This window comes from uncultured Capnocytophaga sp., from assembly GCF_937936315.1.
Lineage (GTDB): Bacteria > Bacteroidota > Bacteroidia > Flavobacteriales > Flavobacteriaceae > Capnocytophaga.
Genome location: NZ_CALGWU010000057.1, coordinates 123,320 through 138,615, shown reverse-complemented (window position 1 = coordinate 138,615; position 15,296 = coordinate 123,320). Strand labels below are relative to the sequence as shown.

Genomic DNA, 15,296 nt, shown 5'->3' with positions numbered 1-15,296 from the left:
TGCATCATAAACTTTGTCAAAGTCCTTGGACTTTGACAAAGTTGATTATCAAGATAATCAATCATTTTTATAGTATGTTATGTAGGAAAGCCAGCGATAGCTGGGTATGTGCTGCAAACGCCTTTACGAATAAAACGTTTTGCAAACGAACTTACAATATAAAAACTTTTCGGATAACCTCTTTATAATTAACAAATTAATAAATTGCCCGTGCGGCTCGCACCGGCTCGCACCGGATCGCACTAAATTAATTAATATGAAACACTTAAAACAATTTTTAGCTGTAGCACTTGTTTTAGTGCTCCTAAATGCTTGTAAGAAAGACGATAACAACGGTATCGCTACCGAATCTTTGAACATAACCCTTCATTTACAAGCCCCTGATAAAGTAACCATTACTCACTATGGTACCCTCACCCTTACCCTTACTGAGCTCAACAAAAATGAGAAGGTAGAAAAGGTATATCACAACACTACTACCAACGATTTCCAACTGAGTCTTCCTGCGGGTAGCTATGAGGTACGTGCCACGGGTACTGTGAGTTACACCCAAAGTAGCACTACCTATGCAGGTGAAGTAACTACCTTAATACCCAAACTCAACATACTCACAGCCACTACTTATAGTCTGCCTATCACTTTAAAAACAATTGTAAGTGATGAGGATAAAGATTTGCTTATTGAAGAGATTTTTATCACGGGCACAACTACTCCACAAGGCAAACAATATTTAGATGATAGTTATTTCAAGATTTACAACCCTACTTCTAGAGTTCTCTATGCTGATGGTTTGCTTTTGGTGCAATCGGCGTTCCAAACCAATGATAAACAAACCTATACGCCAAATATAATGAACCAAGCTTTTACAGCCAATGCGGTATACCAAATCCCAGGGAATGGCAAGCAGTACCCCGTAGCAGCAGGCGAGAGCATCATCATTGCCCTTACGGCTATTAATCACAAAGAACTTAATAGTAATTCAATAGATTTGAAGAAAGCTAATTTTGAAATCAAAGATGAAGCAGACGATGAAGACCCTGATAATGCTGCAGTACCTAATATGTTCGTAAAGTTTGAAGATGCAGTAATCAATCGTCAAGCAATCAACGCTTTTGCACTTGCCAGAATGCCCAAGGGGGTTACTGAATTAGAGAAGTATTCTTATACATACAAAGATGAATCAGGATTTGACTCAGGAGGTGATGCTGTAAAAATCCCCAATACGTGGGTTATCGATGCGGTAAATCTCGCACAAAAAGAAGATTTTCAATGGCTTGTAACCGATGTTTCTTTAGATAGTGGTTGGACTTACGCCTCTGAAAGTCAAGGAGATGCTTCTCGTTATCGCAAAGGAGTGCGCCGCAAAGTAACAAGTCAGCAAAACGGTCGCCGTGTGTTAAAAGACACGAATAACTCCACCGAAGATTTCGATGCTCGTGTAACACCATCACTTTTTAATTTTTAAGAAGTAAAAACTCATAACACAAGAAGTATTTGTATCGCAACACTTTGTCAAAGTCCTTAGACTTTGACAAAGTTAATTATAATTGATTATCAGGATAATCAATCACTTTTAGAGTATGTTATGTAAGGGCGTTTTGCAACCGCCCTTATAGTATAAAAACTTTTCAGACAATCTTTTTATAAATTAACAAATTAACAAACTGCCCGTGCGGCTCGCACTAAGTTGATAAATCGATTCATAAACATATTATTTTTTGTTTTCCTCTACCAAATAGGCTGGGGGCAAAACACTGATACCCTCTTGCTAAAGCTGAAAGAACAACAAAACATCTCTCGTTTTTACGAGGCTTATTTTCAGAATCCAGCTACGATGCCCAAGTGGGGAGAATATCGCTTTTCTACCGTACAGGCGACTTATGAGAGAAGTGATAAAGAGGCTTATGCTCAACAGTATCCTGAAGGGCATACCGCTTTTTCAGCAAAAGCAACCTCTTTCTTCCCTTATGATAGCACACGCACGCTGTGGGGCAATGCGTCCTATAAAAATCAAGAACTACGAAAAGTGCGCTGGAATGAGTCGGTAGATAGTGATTTGCTCTATCCATACTTCACCGCCGATGCTGTAGGGGGCGACTTGCATAGTGAGCAATACGCTTTTATGGGTGGTTTTGCCAAGCAATGGCAACGACTGCATTGGGGTATCAGTTTGGATTACCAAGCCGAATTGGCAAGTCGCAACAAAGACCCACGCCCTAAAAATATCACTTCTAATCTGCAATTGCGCTCAGGATTTATGTGGAGGGTAGGGGAGTGGCAAGCGGGAATATATGCCTCTTTCCAGAAATATACCCAGTCTAACGAACTCAAATTTTTCAACGAATTGGGGAGCCCTTCTGTCTATCATCTCAATGGCTTAGGCTATTACAACCACCTGCTGAAAGGCAACAAACTCAGAGCTTTTTATGAAGGTTATGGATATGGCAGCGGACTGAATATCAGCAGGAAAAACAACCTTTTCCTCTCTGCTAATTACCAGCAATTGGCAATCGAAAAATATATGACAGAAGATAATGGTGTGATAGCTGTAACACTTACCAATCGTACACTTTATACCGAGCTGACAAAGCTGTTTCGCAAAGATACTTATCTCTATGGTTTCAAAGGACATTACTCTCTGCAAACCAAAAGTGGGGTAGAGCCTATTCTTTCGGGTCGCAACAGCAATTGGACGGAAGTAGTTGCTAAAAATGAGAATTATACTCTAAAAAAAGAGCACTACCAATTCGCAATGCTTTTCTGTAACAATAGTGATTTGCAATATCACATAGCACCTTATGTAGGTTATGAAACTCATCGTGAGGACTATACCCTTGTGAGGAGTTTTCAGCGTTTTGATTATATGAATATAGGGATAAAAATGAGTGTTGTAGCACCCTTAGGGGAGAAAAGTATAGGCGTTGCAGGTTTGCATTACCAGTATCGCAATATGTTAAAAGGCAATTATCTGCTCCGCAACGATAGTGAAGTATCCCTCAGCGAAATGCTTTTGCACAATGCTCGTTTCCTCGCCTCCGATGAGCAAGTTTTCCAAGTTCATTTGCAGTATCATCGCCCACTATCGTCCTCACTCAGTTATTTTGTAGGACTCAATACCCAAATAGGAGTTTTTACCCTCCAAAAAATAAATACTTTTCATCAATTAAACATTGGTTTAACATTTTAATTACCTATCCCCTGATACCTATTCCCTATCCTCTGGAAATTCTAATTTCAACTGTATGTACATCGGTTGTTTTACAGTCTCTTTTTCAGGTTCATTGTTGAGATGAGAAACTGAAATGCCTAATAACCGTACCGATTCACTCAACCGTTCTTGGTAGAGCAATTCCTTGATATGTAAAAGAATTTCCTCTTTGCTACTAATAAAATCTTTAAGGGTTTTGCTGCGTGTTTGAATAGTGAAGTCGCTGTATTTTATTTTCAAGGTGATAGTTTTGCCTGCAACTTGCTGTTTTTCAAGACGAAGGACGACATCTTCGGCTATACGTTCGAGTTCGCGTTCCATATAGACCTCACTGGTGAGATTTTCGGCAAAAGTTTCTTCAGCACCTACCGATTTGCGAATCCTAAAAGGCTGAACTTCACTGCGGTGAATACCTCGTGAGAGCTCGTAGTAATAATGCCCGCTATTGCCAAAATTCCGTTCTAAGAACGCTAATGATTTCTCCCGCAAATCCTTCCCTTTAAAAATCCCTAACTGATACATCTTTTCGGCAGTTACTTTGCCTATGCCATAGAATTTGCGCACATCAAGTTTGTCTAAAAAATCTTGTACTTCAGCCTGAGTGATAGTAGTTTGTCCGTTAGGCTTGTGGTAGTCGCTAGCTATTTTGGCAATAAACTTATTTACCGAAATGCCTGCTGAAGCCGTAAGTCCTGTTTCATTGAAAATGCGCTGTCTAATCTCTTGCGCAATGAGGGTAGCCGACGGGTTACCTTTTTTGTTTACCGTAACATCTAAGTAAGCCTCATCAAGGGAGAGAGGTTCCACCAAATCAGTATATTCGTGGAAGATAGCCCGTATTTGCATTGATATTTGCTTATAGCGCTCAAAGCGAGGTTTTACAAAGATGAGATGCGGACATAATCTGCGTGCTTGCGCCCCACTGATAGCACTGCGCACACCAAATTTGCGCGCTTCGTAGCTGGCTGTTGCCACCACACCGCGCGCTTCGCCTCCGCCTACCGCAATCGCTTTTCCTCTCAATTCTGGAAAATCCAATTGCTCTACCGAGGCGTAGAAAGCATCCATATCAATATGTATAATCTTCCTATTAATTGTTACTTGTTAATTGTTACTTAGCTTCAAACATTTTCCCTGGCAAAGGGTTTACCACTCCTTTCAATTCCATTTGGAAAAGTAAGTTAGAAAGCTGGTAGATAGGTATTTGGCATCCGAGAGCGAGTTCGTCTAAGGCTTGTTTGCCATTCTCTTTGAGATAATTTGCCACCAATTCTTCATCGGGACTGAGGTCTATAAAAAGTTCTTGTTGTACAGCTTTAGGGGCGGGAGTATCCCAATTCAGTAGGTAGATAAGGTCTTTAGCTGAGGTGAGCATACTAGCTTTGCGGTTGCGTATCAGTTCATTGCAGCCTATGCTATAAGTATCTGTGGTACGACCTGGTACGGCAAATACCTCGCGATTGTACGAAAAAGCAATATCGGCAGTAACCAAACTTCCCCCTTTTTTGCCCGATTCAATCACTATAGTTGCTTCCGTAAGCCCCGCAATAATGCGATTTCTACTTAAAAAATTCTTCCTATCAAACGGACTCTCACTGCCGAAATCGGTGATAAAACCGCCGTTTTCTTCCATTGCCTCACAGTATTTTGCGTGAGCAGCAGGGTAGATAAGGTTGAGTCCGTGAGCTAGGCAAGCTACTGTTTGCAAGCGGTGTTTCATCGCTGCCTTGTGTGCCGTAATATCCACCCCATAAGCATAACCACTTACAATCACCACATCAAGCGGGGCGAGTTCTTCTATCAGTTGTTCGCAAAATGCCGTGCCATAGCTAGTGATATTGCGCGTACCTACAATGCTCAGCAGTCGTTTGTTTTGCAAGTTTATGTGTCCTTTTTGGTAGAAGAGTATAGGGCTATCCACACACTGTTTCAGTAGTTTAGGGTAGTGAGCGTCGGTATAGCTAATAATGTTAATACCGTGTTTTTCAGCAAAAATCAATTCGTTTTCAGCTTCTTGTAAGTACTGAGAACTGAGGATGTTTTGGGTAATTTTAGAACCTATACCCATTACTTTTTCTAAGCTACTTCGGCGTTGTGCAAATATATTTTTAGCACTCCCAAAGTGCGCAATGAGTTTTTTGGCAGTAATATCGCCTACAAGCGGAATTTTCTTTAAGGCAATGAGGTATAATAAATCGTCGTTCATAGTTGGGTTTTGTTTTACGTTGCAAAAATAGCGATAATTACTAAATTAGCAAATTTGCTAATTAGCAAATTATTACTACCTTTGCCTCATCATTCGTCATTCGTAACTCGTAATTAAAATTATGTTTCAATTTCTCACTGACCTCGCTAAAAACAACAATAAAGAGTGGTTCGACGCTCATAAAAATGCTTACGAAAGTGCTAAATTGCAAGCAACAGTACTTTTTAATCGTATTTATGCTGAAATTGCAGCGCACGACACTGTAGCTCCTCTAAAAATATACCGCATCTACCGCGATTTGCGATTTTCTAAGGATAAAACACCTTACAAAACGCATTTTGGGTGCTATATACAGCGCAAACAACCTCACTATCGCGGGGGATATTATGTGCATATCAGTCCGCAAGAAACTTTTATAGGCGGTGGTTTTTTCGACCCCAATAAAGACGATTTGTTGCGTATGCGTCAGGAAATCTCTCTCAACCCCGATGATTTCCTAAAAGTAATGACCGATAAAGGTATTGTAAAAGAGTTCGACGGAAAACTATGGGGCGACGAACTCAAAACAGCTCCCAAAGGCTTTGAAAAAGAAGACCCTATGGTAGACTATTTGCGCAAAAAACAGTTCCTACTCAAACGCGACTACACTCAAAAAGAAGCTACCGCCAAAGATTTCGATAAAAAAGTAGTACAAGGACTCTTAGCAATGCGCCCCTTTTTCGACTTTATGACCGAAGCCCTCACCACCAATCTTAACGGTGAATCCCTATTCCCCCGCTAGCGCGAGCTTGTAGCTCGTGCCCTCTAACCCCCAATACCTAACAATGACCCTAACATTCAATAAAAAATACTTTATATGGGCATTAGCCCTCTTTGGAGTAGAGTTCCTTATCGCTACGCTATTCAAGAATATTGGCTTTATACGCGGTTATCTCGGCGATGTATTAGTAGTGATATTGCTCTATTATATAGTCCTTTCATTTGTAAAAGTGAAACACAAAAGCAAACTCATCTGGGGCATATTTGCCTTTGCCGTTGTGGTAGAAGTACTGCAATATTTTGGAGTAGCCTCTCATTTAGGCTTTGCTAAAGGAAGTATAGGCTATATCATTCTGGGCAACCACTTCTCGTGGGCTGATATAATATGCTATGCTATTGGTTGCCTCATATTACAATTAACAAATAAAAAATAACAATTAATAGGAAATAGAAATTACTTATCCCTAACCCCGCTAGCGCGAGCTTGTAGCTCGTGCCTTCTAACCTCTAACCCCTATAAACAACTATGAAACATTTTTTAATAACCTTATTACTATGTGCACCTTCATTGCACGCACAAAATCCCTTAAAAGGCGAATGGATAACCAACACTCTGTTGGGTAAATTCAAAGAAGAAGACAGCAACTTATTTGAACTTACAAAAGACGAAGATGAAATATCAGGTATTGCAACAGTATTTGAAAAGGACGACAAAAATCAATATAAATCATTTTACTTTGCCCCTTGTGGCAACGACTGTTTCGCCTCTATAACAGGAACATTTGAGCTTATTGCCCCCTCGTATGTACGCCTGAATGCCCTAAAATTTGAACAATATGGCAATTGCGAAAAGAAAAACAAAACGTTGCATAACGATACCGCCAATTATTACATATACAAAGTCTCTGATAAGAAAATCTTCTTGGTAAAAAGCACTTCAAGAAATGAAAAAGAAGATCAAGAAAAGGCTAAAAACTATTTGTTGGTAACCGGTATAAAGGATAATGTAGTGTATAACCAACAACCAAAAATGGAAATAGAGGTTAAAGGTATAGAACCATTGCCTGCACAAGTAGAGAAATATGCTACTGATATACTTCAGTTGAAAAAATTCAAGATACTTGTTTATAACCAATTAGAAGGGTGGGCGGCTTGGGTATTTGCGGTAAAAGACCTCACCACAGGAGCGATAACCTATGTAATACAAGAAAAAAATTATGATGAAAATAGTAAAGAAATTGCTCGCTTTTTTGACTGCACTGAAGCTGAAATAAAGAAGTTCAGACAATAAAATAACTATCCCCTAATAACTAATGATAGACATAGGCATAAATCTCACTAATAAGCAATTCGCAGGTGAGTACGACAAAATTATAGACCGTGCCATAAAGGCAGATGTAGATACAATACTTCTTACAGGAACAAGCGTGCGTAGCAGTAATGAGGCTTTAGCATTAGCCAAAAAATACCCCAAAAGACTTTACGCTACTGCTGGTATTCACCCTCACGACGCCAAAACAATAAATGCTGAGAGCATCAAAAACTTACAAGCGTTGCTCAAGCAAAAGTATGTAGTAGCCGTAGGCGAATGTGGCTTAGACTTCGACCGCGATTTCTCACCACGCCCCATACAAGAAGCGTGCTTTCACGCACAACTTGCTTTAGCTGAAGAAGTGCATAAACCCTTATTCCTGCACGAGCGCGCAGCCTTCGAGCGTTTTACTGTCATACTCGCCGAGCACAACCGATTGCCCGAAGGAGTAGTACACTGCTTTACTGGTAGTTTAAAAGAAGCAAAAACTTACTTAGACGCTGGCTATTATATAGGTTTTACAGGAGCTGTGAGCGATAGCAAACGCTTTGCTCATTTAGAAGAAGTTGTCCGTTACGTGCCTTTAGACCGTATGCTCATAGAAACCGATGCCCCTTTTATGTTGCCCAAGAACGTACCCCAAAGTCAGCTGTCTCAGTATCAATCGCGTCGCAACGAACCCGCCTTTTTGCCTTATGTGGCTCAAACCATAGCTCAGTTCAAAGGAATACCATTTGAAACAGTGGCTTCAGCAACTACTTTCAATGCACAAACCTTGTTCAAACTATAAAACATATACTATAGAAATCACTTCTGTTGTTGGGTGTTTTTAGAAATTAAATCACTAACAATACTTTAACCACTATTTTATACCAATGAAAATAGCTATTACAGGAATGAGTACCCTCGCTGCCGAGGCTCTTACCCTTCATAACAACATTCCCCAAGGAAAACTTTCTGAACGCGACCAAGCCTTAATAGAAGAACTTAAAAACTCCAATCTGGCTTATGAACCCTTAGACAATACAGTCCTTTATGCGCTACACACTGCTCGTGAAGCAGTAACACAAGCAAATTGGCGCGATTTGCGTTTTGGTATCAATATAGGCTCTTCTCGCGGGGCTACTGCCTTGTTTGAAAAGCATTATTCTCATTTTCTTGCTGAAGGCACTTGCCAAACCTTAGCTTCTCCTACCACTACTTTGGGTAATATCAGCACGTGGGTAGCTCAAGATTTAGGCAATCAAGGCTTTGAACTCTCACATTCTATCACTTGTTCTACTGCCCTGCACGGTATCGCCAATGCCATTGCGTGGCTGGAAAGTGGTATGGAACAACGCTTTTTAGTAGGCGGTAGTGAAGCACCGCTTACTCCTTTTACCATTGCCCAAGTAAAAGCTCTCAAAATCTATAGTAGTCTCCCCTTGCCTTATCCTTGTCGTGCAATGGATATGACCAAAAAACAAAGCTCTATGGTGCTAGGGGAGGGGGCAGGTTGTTTTTGTTTAGAAAAAGGAGAACACACCAATGCCTTAGCTTATATTGTGGGGATAGGTTTTGCCACCGAAAAGCTCACGCATAGTGTATCCCTCTCTAAAAATGGCGATTGTCTGCAAACTTCTATGCAACGGGCTTTGGCAAGTGCCGGAAATCCCAAAATAGATGCCATAATTACCCATTGTACGGGTACTATCAAAGGCGATCAAGCTGAACTCAATGCTATAGAAGCGGTTTTTGGCGACGAAAAACCACTGCTCACTAATAATAAATGGCAACACGGACATACTTACGGGGCTAGTGGGGCGCTCAACCTCGCAATGGCTGTCAGAATGTTGCAAAACAATCATTTTGAGCCAGTACCCTACCTGCCAGCACCTGAATGTATCCCTGATAAACTACAACATATCTTAATCAATGCGGTTGGTTTTGGCGGAAATGGTATAAGTGTAGTCGTGAGTCGTTAGAAAATTTGTATCCCTACACTTTGGCAAAGTTAATTACTCTGATTATCAACAGCTTTTATAGTATGTTATGTAGGAAAGCCAGCGATAGCTGGGTATGTGCTGCAAACACCCACACAACAAACACCCACACAACAAACGCCCACACAACAAACACCTGCACAACAAACACCCGTACAACTAAAAACTGAAAAATACTGTGTAATAGCCAAATTTTCCCCTACACCCCATCTTTTAACCTCTATTATATAATTAATTATAAATGAGTGTTTTAAAAATTTTAAACGCAAAAAAACTGCAATATTTATCAGAAAAAGATTGTGTTTCAAAAAAAATGTTATACTTTTGCCGGCAGTAATTATTATTAAATTATAAAAAAAGAAAATTATGTCAGACATTGCATCAAGAGTTAAAGCCATTATCGTTGATAAATTAGGCGTAGACGAAAATGAAGTTACTGCAGAAGCAAGCTTCACTAACGACTTAGGAGCTGATTCATTAGACACTGTTGAATTGATTATGGAATTCGAAAAAGAATTTGATATTCAAATCCCAGACGACCAAGCTGAAAACATTGCAACTGTTGGTCAAGCAGTAAAATATATTGAAGACGCTAAACAATAATTGGCTCATAGGCAGTAGGCTATCACCATATCACAGTTGGTAGCTTACTGCCTAATTGTTTTTTAAAACCTAAATGCTAAAAACTTAAAAAACTATATGGAGAAAAGACGTGTTGTAGTTACAGGTATAGGGGCTCTTACCCCTATTGGAAATACCGCCCCAGAGTTTTGGGAAGGTCTTGTCGCTGGTAAGAGCGGCGCTGCGCCTATTACCCATTTTGATGCTTCTAAGTTCAAAACTCAGTTTGCTTGTGAAGTCAAAAACTTTAATATCGAGGATTTTATGGACAAAAAAGAAGCCCGTAAACTCGATAAGTTTGCACAATATGCCGCTGTAGCTTCCGATGAAGCTATCAAAGATGCCAACCTCGATATAGAAGCTCTTGATAAAGATCGTGTAGGGGTGATTTGGGGATCTGGCATAGGTGGTTTGGAAACTTTCCAAAATGAGGTAACCAACTTCAATCAAGGCGACGGAACTCCTCGCTTCAACCCTTTCTTTATCCCTAAAATGATAGCCGATATCGCTGCTGGCGTGATTTCTATACGCTACGGCTTTAGAGGTCCTAACTTTACTACTGTATCAGCTTGTGCTTCAGCTGCTAACGCTATGATTGATGCCCTTAACTACATCCGTTTAGGCTATGCCGATATAATGGTGTCAGGTGGTTCAGAAGCAGCGGTAACCATTGCTGGTATTGGTGGTTTCAACGCTTTGCACGCACTTTCTACTTTCAACGAAAATCCTGCTAAAGCCTCTCGTCCATTCGATGCCAATCGCGATGGTTTTGTATTAGGCGAAGGAGCAGGAGCTGTAGTGCTTGAAGAGTACAACCATGCGGTAGCTCGTGGTGCTACTATCTACTGCGAATTAGCAGGGGGAGGTCTCTCTGCCGATGCCTATCACATGACGGCTCCTCACCCCGAAGGATTAGGTGCTAAAAATGTGATGATCAACTGCTTGAAAGATGCAGGAGTATCAGCAAACGAAGTCGATGCTATCAATATGCATGGTACTTCTACACCGCTGGGCGATGTTGCCGAATCTAAAGCAGTGCTCGAAGTTTTCGGCGAACACGCTTACGATATCAATATCAACTCTACCAAGTCGATGACAGGACACTTGCTCGGTGCTGCGGGGGCAATAGAGGCAGTAGCGTCTATCCTCGCTATCAAATACGGCATTGTACCACCTACCATCAACTTCGAAACCCCCGATGAAAAAATAGATCAACGTTTGAATTTCACCTTCAACAAAGCGCAACACCGCGACGTAAAAGTAGCGATGAGCAATACCTTTGGATTTGGTGGTCACAACGCGTGCTTATTATTCAAAAAGATATAAACTATAAGTGTTCAACTTAAAGAAAATATTAGCTTTTCCCCGTCTTTTTTCCAAAAAGAAAGACGGGATTTTTTATAATAAAATAAAGAATCTATTAGGCTTTGCCCCTAAAAACTTATCCTATTATAGCGAGGCTTTTACGCATCCTTCTTACCAATTCCAAAAGGCGACGCGCAAAAGTTATGAACGATTAGAGTTTTTGGGCGATGCCATACTTGGCGCAGTAATAGCCGATTATATTTTCACCAATGCCCCCGAGCAAGATGAGGGCTACCTCACCAAAATGCGCTCCAAAATTGTAGAACGCCGCAATCTCAACCAGTTGGGTAAAGATATGGGGCTCTTAGATTTTTTGCGTACCAAGCTCACTCCAAGGCAATTGGGTAATAATATTACGGGCAATCTCTTCGAAGCGCTCATAGGGGCTATTTATTTAGATAGAGGTTATAAAGCCTGTTTCCGTTTTATAGAACGCGAACTCATCTTGCCGCATATCAATATCAAAAACTTGGAAGGAAAAGTGATTAGCCACAAGAGTTTATTGATAGAGTGGTGTCAAAAACACAAATTGGACTTTGCTTTTGAGGCTGAAGAAGATATGGAAGACCGTTCTGAAACCAAATATTTTGTCGCCAAAGTACACGTACAAGGTTTTTCGGTAACGCGTGCTCGTTCTACTTCTAAGAAAAAAGCTGAAGAAATAGCTGCTAAGCGTGCTTGCTACAAAATTCAAGGCAAACAGCACCATAAATTGGACGTACAATGAAAATCCTCCTCCTATCCGATACCCATTCGTACATAGACGACCGCATCCTGCACTATGCCAATGAAGCTGATGAGGTTTGGCATTGTGGTGATTTTGGTAATTTAGCAGTGATAGAAGCCCTTCAGGCTGTCAAGCCCTTGCGCGGGGTCTATGGCAATATCGATGGTACCGATGTGCGTCAGTACTTCCCCAAAGTCAATCGTTTTCAGTGTGAACAAGTAGAAGTGTTGATGATACATATAGGCGGTTATCCTAATAAATACACTCCTTTAGCCAAACAAGAAATTTTAGCTCACCCTCCCAAACTCTTCATTTCGGGGCATTCACATATTCTAAAAGTACAATACGACCCACAATTTCAATTGTTGCATCTCAACCCAGGAGCTGCTGGCATTTATGGCTGGCAAACAGTGCGCACTATGCTCCGTTTTGAAATTGAAGGTAAAGAAATCAAAAACTTAGAAATCATTGAATTAGCTAAGAGATAAGAAGTAAGAACCTCATAGCTGCAAACGCCCTTTTTGTATATCTTCTCATTTTGAAAATAAAATAAAAAATTATATCTTTGTCCCTTAATTGATAAAATCATTTTATGGCAAAGAAAAACACAAAAACCCTTAAATTTGAGGCATTAGACAAAGAACTACAAAACTTATTATACAGCCGCGACAACTCTAATCTGATTTCAGTACTCAAAGAGGAGAAAAATCCACTACACTTAGAACAACTTGCTCAGTTAGATGTGAAAAGTTGTAAGTACTTAGGATTTCCTGTACTTTGGGAATTATATGAAAATGATTTTATCCCATTTGAAGAAGATTTTCTATTAGAAAAACTATGTGATGTGTTATTCATAAAGAATAAACACAAGAAAATAGAGAATTTTATACTCAAAAGACCCCGTATTGCTAAGGAATTATGTGTTTTATTTCCTTCTTATTTTCAAGGAAAGCGGAATATCTTTACTTCTGTATATGAAAAACTACTATTCTTAGGTGAAAGGGGATATTTTAAGGATACCCAAGTGCTTCCTAAATTTTTAGAGACGTTACTCAGTCCAGAAAAGAGCTATGTAGTAATCAGCAACTGTCGTCTTATTGAAGGTTGTAAACCTACAACAGAAGAGCTCCTTCCTTCTCAACAGACCCTCTTTGCTCTGCTCAGTAGCGACAAGACCTCGGTGGTGAATTTTGTGATGAAGCTCATCAAGCAAATAGCCGACGAAAAATCCTTTGACTTCCAAGCCTTTGCCGACAACTTTGCACTGTGTTTTGCTACCCCAAAAATAGCCAAAACCCAGCTTATAGGTTTAAATATCTTAGAAAAATACTATAAAAAGCAAGCCCCTACCAATCCCGACTATCGCGAGCAATTAGCGGTACTTTTCACCGTCCCCGACGTGAAGCTCCAAGAAAAAGTTGCGGCTCTCCTCACCACCTATTTTAATCACGAAGGTCTCCCCGAAGTCATCGCCCCTTACAGCGATTACCTAAAAGGCAAAGCCCAAAACCTCCTTGCAACCCTAAGTCCATCAGAAAATTCAGAAAATTCTGAGAACTCTGAAAACTCCCCAACTGCCCGTGCGGCTCGCACCTCCCAAAATGCCCGTGCGGCTCGCAGCTCCCACACCTCCCACACAGCTCTCACCCTGACACCTGTTTCCTGCCCCCTAACCCCTGAAAAACTCCTCTTCCTCCTCGGCGACTGTCTTCGCGAGCGTACGGCTGCGACTATCGACCTTTTCTTCGAGGGATTGGTACAGCTACAAGACCAATTGCCAGAAAACTTTAAGGAGCAACTCGCCCCTTATATTGCGCAGGTCAATGGGATGTATTACTTTAATGTACAGTTAGCTGCTCTGCAACTGCTCCTCGCGGGCTGGATGGAGGACAGACCTTTGGAGTCTCCTGAGGAGTGGAAAAAGATGAATACCCAAGTAAGACGCCTCAACACCGAAGAAGAAGAACCTTTAAAGCAAGCATACGTACTCCACAATGTTTGGTATTTGCGTGATGAGATTCCTTACCTGCTCTATAAGGTGAGGACAACCCTTAGCAAACTCAAATCGGGTAGCAAACTGCCTTTCCTTTCCACCCCTACGCACGCACCTTTCTATATGGATGCTGAAACCCTTGCCGACCGACTGCTCGCTTATCAAACAGCAGGCAAAGAAGTGGATTTGGATGACTTAGTAGTGGCTTGCAACCGATTGTTATTGAGTACCATTACCCCTGAAGCACAGGAAAAAGTACGCTTACTCTCAGGACAATACGCGCCTGCCTTGAGCTACCTCTTCGGGCTTTCCGATGTGGTAACCCCTACAGAGGAGCTCCTACCGCTATGGACGCAAATCACCCGCCTAAAACACCCTGACAAAGTATTTACCGAGTTTGAAACCACGGCTGCCAAAGACTATCTTTCGGCTGTAAAACCTTTCTTCCCGTCTTACGAGATAGAAGGAGAGTTCAAACAGTTTTTCTTGGAAAAGGTATATGTAGATGACTATTACAACTATACCTTGGCAAGTCCTTTTGATAGCAGCGTATTTGACCGATTGCCCTACAATTGCTACAATGCAGGGGCATACGATCGCTGGGATACTGATACTCTGCGTTATGTAATTTCTCTAAACCCTCAGTATGTAGATGTGCTCTTAGGTAAATACACCCCTCTCTATGTAGGCGATAGTGATGCCGAGACCCAACGTAATCTGCGTGAGCCTTTGCAACTACTCTTGGAATACGACCTGCCCGTGCATCACGGTGGGTGGATTTTTGTAGGAATGGCTTTGCTTCACGACAAAAAGGAACCCCGAGACCTCGCGGCAGAGTATATCCTCCGCGCTATTAGCCGTGATGAAGACCTCAGTTATTTGCAACACTTCCTTGCCGATATCCTCGCCCAAAAGCTCACTCCTATCAATCGATTTGTGGAGTTTTTGGATATGCCCACCCGCGACCCTAAGATAAAGGCTTTCCAAAAAGCAGTAGTAGAAGCTTATTTGCCTTTGGCTGAAAAGCAAGAAAAGAAACCTACGAATCATAAAAAATTGGTAGAATTCAGTTGTTAGTCTGCCTCGTCTTACTTGTCAGACTTGTCAGACAACTCTCCCTCTA

15 protein-coding genes are annotated in these 15,296 nt (G+C 41.1%); 12 read left to right on the top strand and 3 right to left on the bottom strand.

Annotated elements, in window-relative coordinates; translation table 11 throughout:
• Positions 1-256 precede the first annotated feature (256 nt).
• Both Q0162_RS11520 and Q0162_RS11515 read left to right on the top strand, forming a co-directional pair.
• The gene (locus Q0162_RS11520) at positions 257-1,465 is read left to right on the top strand and encodes a DUF4876 domain-containing protein (protein WP_297891860.1); all 1,209 of its coding nucleotides are present in this window, start codon (positions 257-259) and stop codon (positions 1,463-1,465) included.
• Between the two features lie 222 nt (positions 1,466-1,687).
• Positions 1,688-3,187 carry a DUF6850 family outer membrane beta-barrel protein gene (locus Q0162_RS11515; RefSeq protein WP_297891858.1) on the top strand — a complete coding sequence of 500 codons (1,500 nt, stop codon included), beginning with the start codon at positions 1,688-1,690 and terminating at the stop codon, positions 3,185-3,187.
• A gap of 18 nt (positions 3,188-3,205) precedes the next feature.
• Here Q0162_RS11515 and dinB read toward each other — a convergent pair whose 3' ends face one another.
• Positions 3,206-4,303 carry a DNA polymerase IV gene (gene dinB, locus Q0162_RS11510; RefSeq protein ID WP_297891976.1) on the bottom strand — a complete coding sequence of 366 codons (1,098 nt, stop codon included), beginning with the start codon at positions 4,301-4,303 and terminating at the stop codon, positions 3,206-3,208.
• A gap of 16 nt (positions 4,304-4,319) precedes the next feature.
• On the bottom strand, positions 4,320-5,414 hold the full coding sequence (dprA, locus tag Q0162_RS11505; RefSeq protein WP_297891856.1) for a DNA-processing protein DprA: 1,095 nt from the start codon (positions 5,412-5,414) through the stop codon (positions 4,320-4,322).
• Positions 5,415-5,532: 118 nt separating this feature from the next.
• Here dprA and Q0162_RS11500 point away from each other — a divergent pair, with 118 nt between their 5' ends.
• The 5 genes from Q0162_RS11500 to Q0162_RS11480 all read left to right on the top strand — a co-directional run bounded on the left by Q0162_RS11500 (position 5,533) and on the right by Q0162_RS11480 (position 9,449).
• On the top strand, positions 5,533-6,195 hold the full coding sequence (locus Q0162_RS11500; RefSeq protein WP_297891973.1) for a DUF2461 domain-containing protein: 663 nt from the start codon (positions 5,533-5,535) through the stop codon (positions 6,193-6,195).
• Positions 6,196-6,238: 43 nt separating this feature from the next.
• Positions 6,239-6,607: a DUF2809 domain-containing protein gene (locus tag Q0162_RS11495; RefSeq protein ID WP_297891853.1), complete on the top strand. Its 369-nt coding sequence runs from the start codon at positions 6,239-6,241 to the stop codon at positions 6,605-6,607.
• A 92-nt stretch (positions 6,608-6,699) separates the two neighbouring features.
• The gene (locus tag Q0162_RS11490; RefSeq protein ID WP_297891849.1) at positions 6,700-7,464 is read left to right on the top strand and encodes a hypothetical protein; all 765 of its coding nucleotides are present in this window, start codon (positions 6,700-6,702) and stop codon (positions 7,462-7,464) included.
• A 22-nt stretch (positions 7,465-7,486) separates the two neighbouring features.
• On the top strand, positions 7,487-8,275 hold the full coding sequence (locus tag Q0162_RS11485; protein WP_297891846.1) for a TatD family hydrolase: 789 nt from the start codon (positions 7,487-7,489) through the stop codon (positions 8,273-8,275).
• Between the two features lie 85 nt (positions 8,276-8,360).
• The gene (locus tag Q0162_RS11480; protein ID WP_297891843.1) at positions 8,361-9,449 is read left to right on the top strand and encodes a beta-ketoacyl synthase N-terminal-like domain-containing protein; all 1,089 of its coding nucleotides are present in this window, start codon (positions 8,361-8,363) and stop codon (positions 9,447-9,449) included.
• A gap of 65 nt (positions 9,450-9,514) precedes the next feature.
• Here the strand turns inward: Q0162_RS11480 and Q0162_RS11475 are convergent, their stop codons facing one another.
• Positions 9,515-9,844 (bottom strand): hypothetical protein, encoded by a 330-nt coding sequence (locus Q0162_RS11475; RefSeq protein ID WP_297891841.1) that lies wholly within the window; start codon positions 9,842-9,844, stop codon positions 9,515-9,517.
• Here Q0162_RS11475 and Q0162_RS11470 point away from each other — a divergent pair.
• From Q0162_RS11470 to Q0162_RS11450, 5 genes are all read left to right on the top strand, one after another.
• A complete protein-coding gene (locus tag Q0162_RS11470; RefSeq protein ID WP_002680600.1) occupies positions 9,834-10,070 on the top strand; it encodes an acyl carrier protein in 237 nt (78 codons plus the stop codon). The two genes, Q0162_RS11475 and Q0162_RS11470, sit on opposite strands and share 11 nt — an antisense overlap.
• A gap of 96 nt (positions 10,071-10,166) precedes the next feature.
• On the top strand, positions 10,167-11,414 hold the full coding sequence (gene fabF / locus Q0162_RS11465; RefSeq protein WP_297891838.1) for a beta-ketoacyl-ACP synthase II: 1,248 nt from the start codon (positions 10,167-10,169) through the stop codon (positions 11,412-11,414).
• A 7-nt stretch (positions 11,415-11,421) separates the two neighbouring features.
• Positions 11,422-12,180 (top strand): ribonuclease III, encoded by a 759-nt coding sequence (gene rnc / locus Q0162_RS11460; RefSeq protein ID WP_002680618.1) that lies wholly within the window; start codon positions 11,422-11,424, stop codon positions 12,178-12,180.
• The gene (locus Q0162_RS11455; RefSeq protein ID WP_095901069.1) at positions 12,177-12,668 is read left to right on the top strand and encodes a metallophosphoesterase family protein; all 492 of its coding nucleotides are present in this window, start codon (positions 12,177-12,179) and stop codon (positions 12,666-12,668) included. The genes rnc and Q0162_RS11455 overlap by 4 nt, the downstream gene beginning before the upstream one ends.
• Before the next feature lie 104 nt (positions 12,669-12,772).
• Positions 12,773-15,250, top strand: a complete 2,478-nt coding sequence (locus Q0162_RS11450) for a DUF6493 family protein (RefSeq protein WP_297891835.1) — start codon at positions 12,773-12,775, stop codon at positions 15,248-15,250.
• Positions 15,251-15,296 lie beyond the last annotated feature (46 nt).

Bases quoted from the DNA above. Each gene is read 5' to 3' on its own strand.
- Q0162_RS11520 (WP_297891860.1), top strand. From the start codon at position 257: ATGAAACACTTAAAACAATTTTTAGCTGTAGCACTTGTTTTAGTGCTC.
- dprA (WP_297891856.1), bottom strand. From the start codon at position 5,414: ATGAACGACGATTTATTATACCTCATTGCCTTAAAGAAAATTCCGCTT.
- Q0162_RS11495 (WP_297891853.1), top strand. From the start codon at position 6,239: ATGACCCTAACATTCAATAAAAAATACTTTATATGGGCATTAGCCCTC.
- Q0162_RS11490 (WP_297891849.1), top strand. From the start codon at position 6,700: ATGAAACATTTTTTAATAACCTTATTACTATGTGCACCTTCATTGCAC.
- Q0162_RS11485 (WP_297891846.1), top strand. From the start codon at position 7,487: ATGATAGACATAGGCATAAATCTCACTAATAAGCAATTCGCAGGTGAG.
- Q0162_RS11480 (WP_297891843.1), top strand. From the start codon at position 8,361: ATGAAAATAGCTATTACAGGAATGAGTACCCTCGCTGCCGAGGCTCTT.
- Q0162_RS11470 (WP_002680600.1), top strand. From the start codon at position 9,834: ATGTCAGACATTGCATCAAGAGTTAAAGCCATTATCGTTGATAAATTA.
- Q0162_RS11475 (WP_297891841.1), bottom strand. From the start codon at position 9,844: ATGTCTGACATAATTTTCTTTTTTTATAATTTAATAATAATTACTGCC.
- fabF (WP_297891838.1), top strand. From the start codon at position 10,167: ATGGAGAAAAGACGTGTTGTAGTTACAGGTATAGGGGCTCTTACCCCT.
- Q0162_RS11455 (WP_095901069.1), top strand. From the start codon at position 12,177: ATGAAAATCCTCCTCCTATCCGATACCCATTCGTACATAGACGACCGC.
- Q0162_RS11450 (WP_297891835.1), top strand. From the start codon at position 12,773: ATGGCAAAGAAAAACACAAAAACCCTTAAATTTGAGGCATTAGACAAA.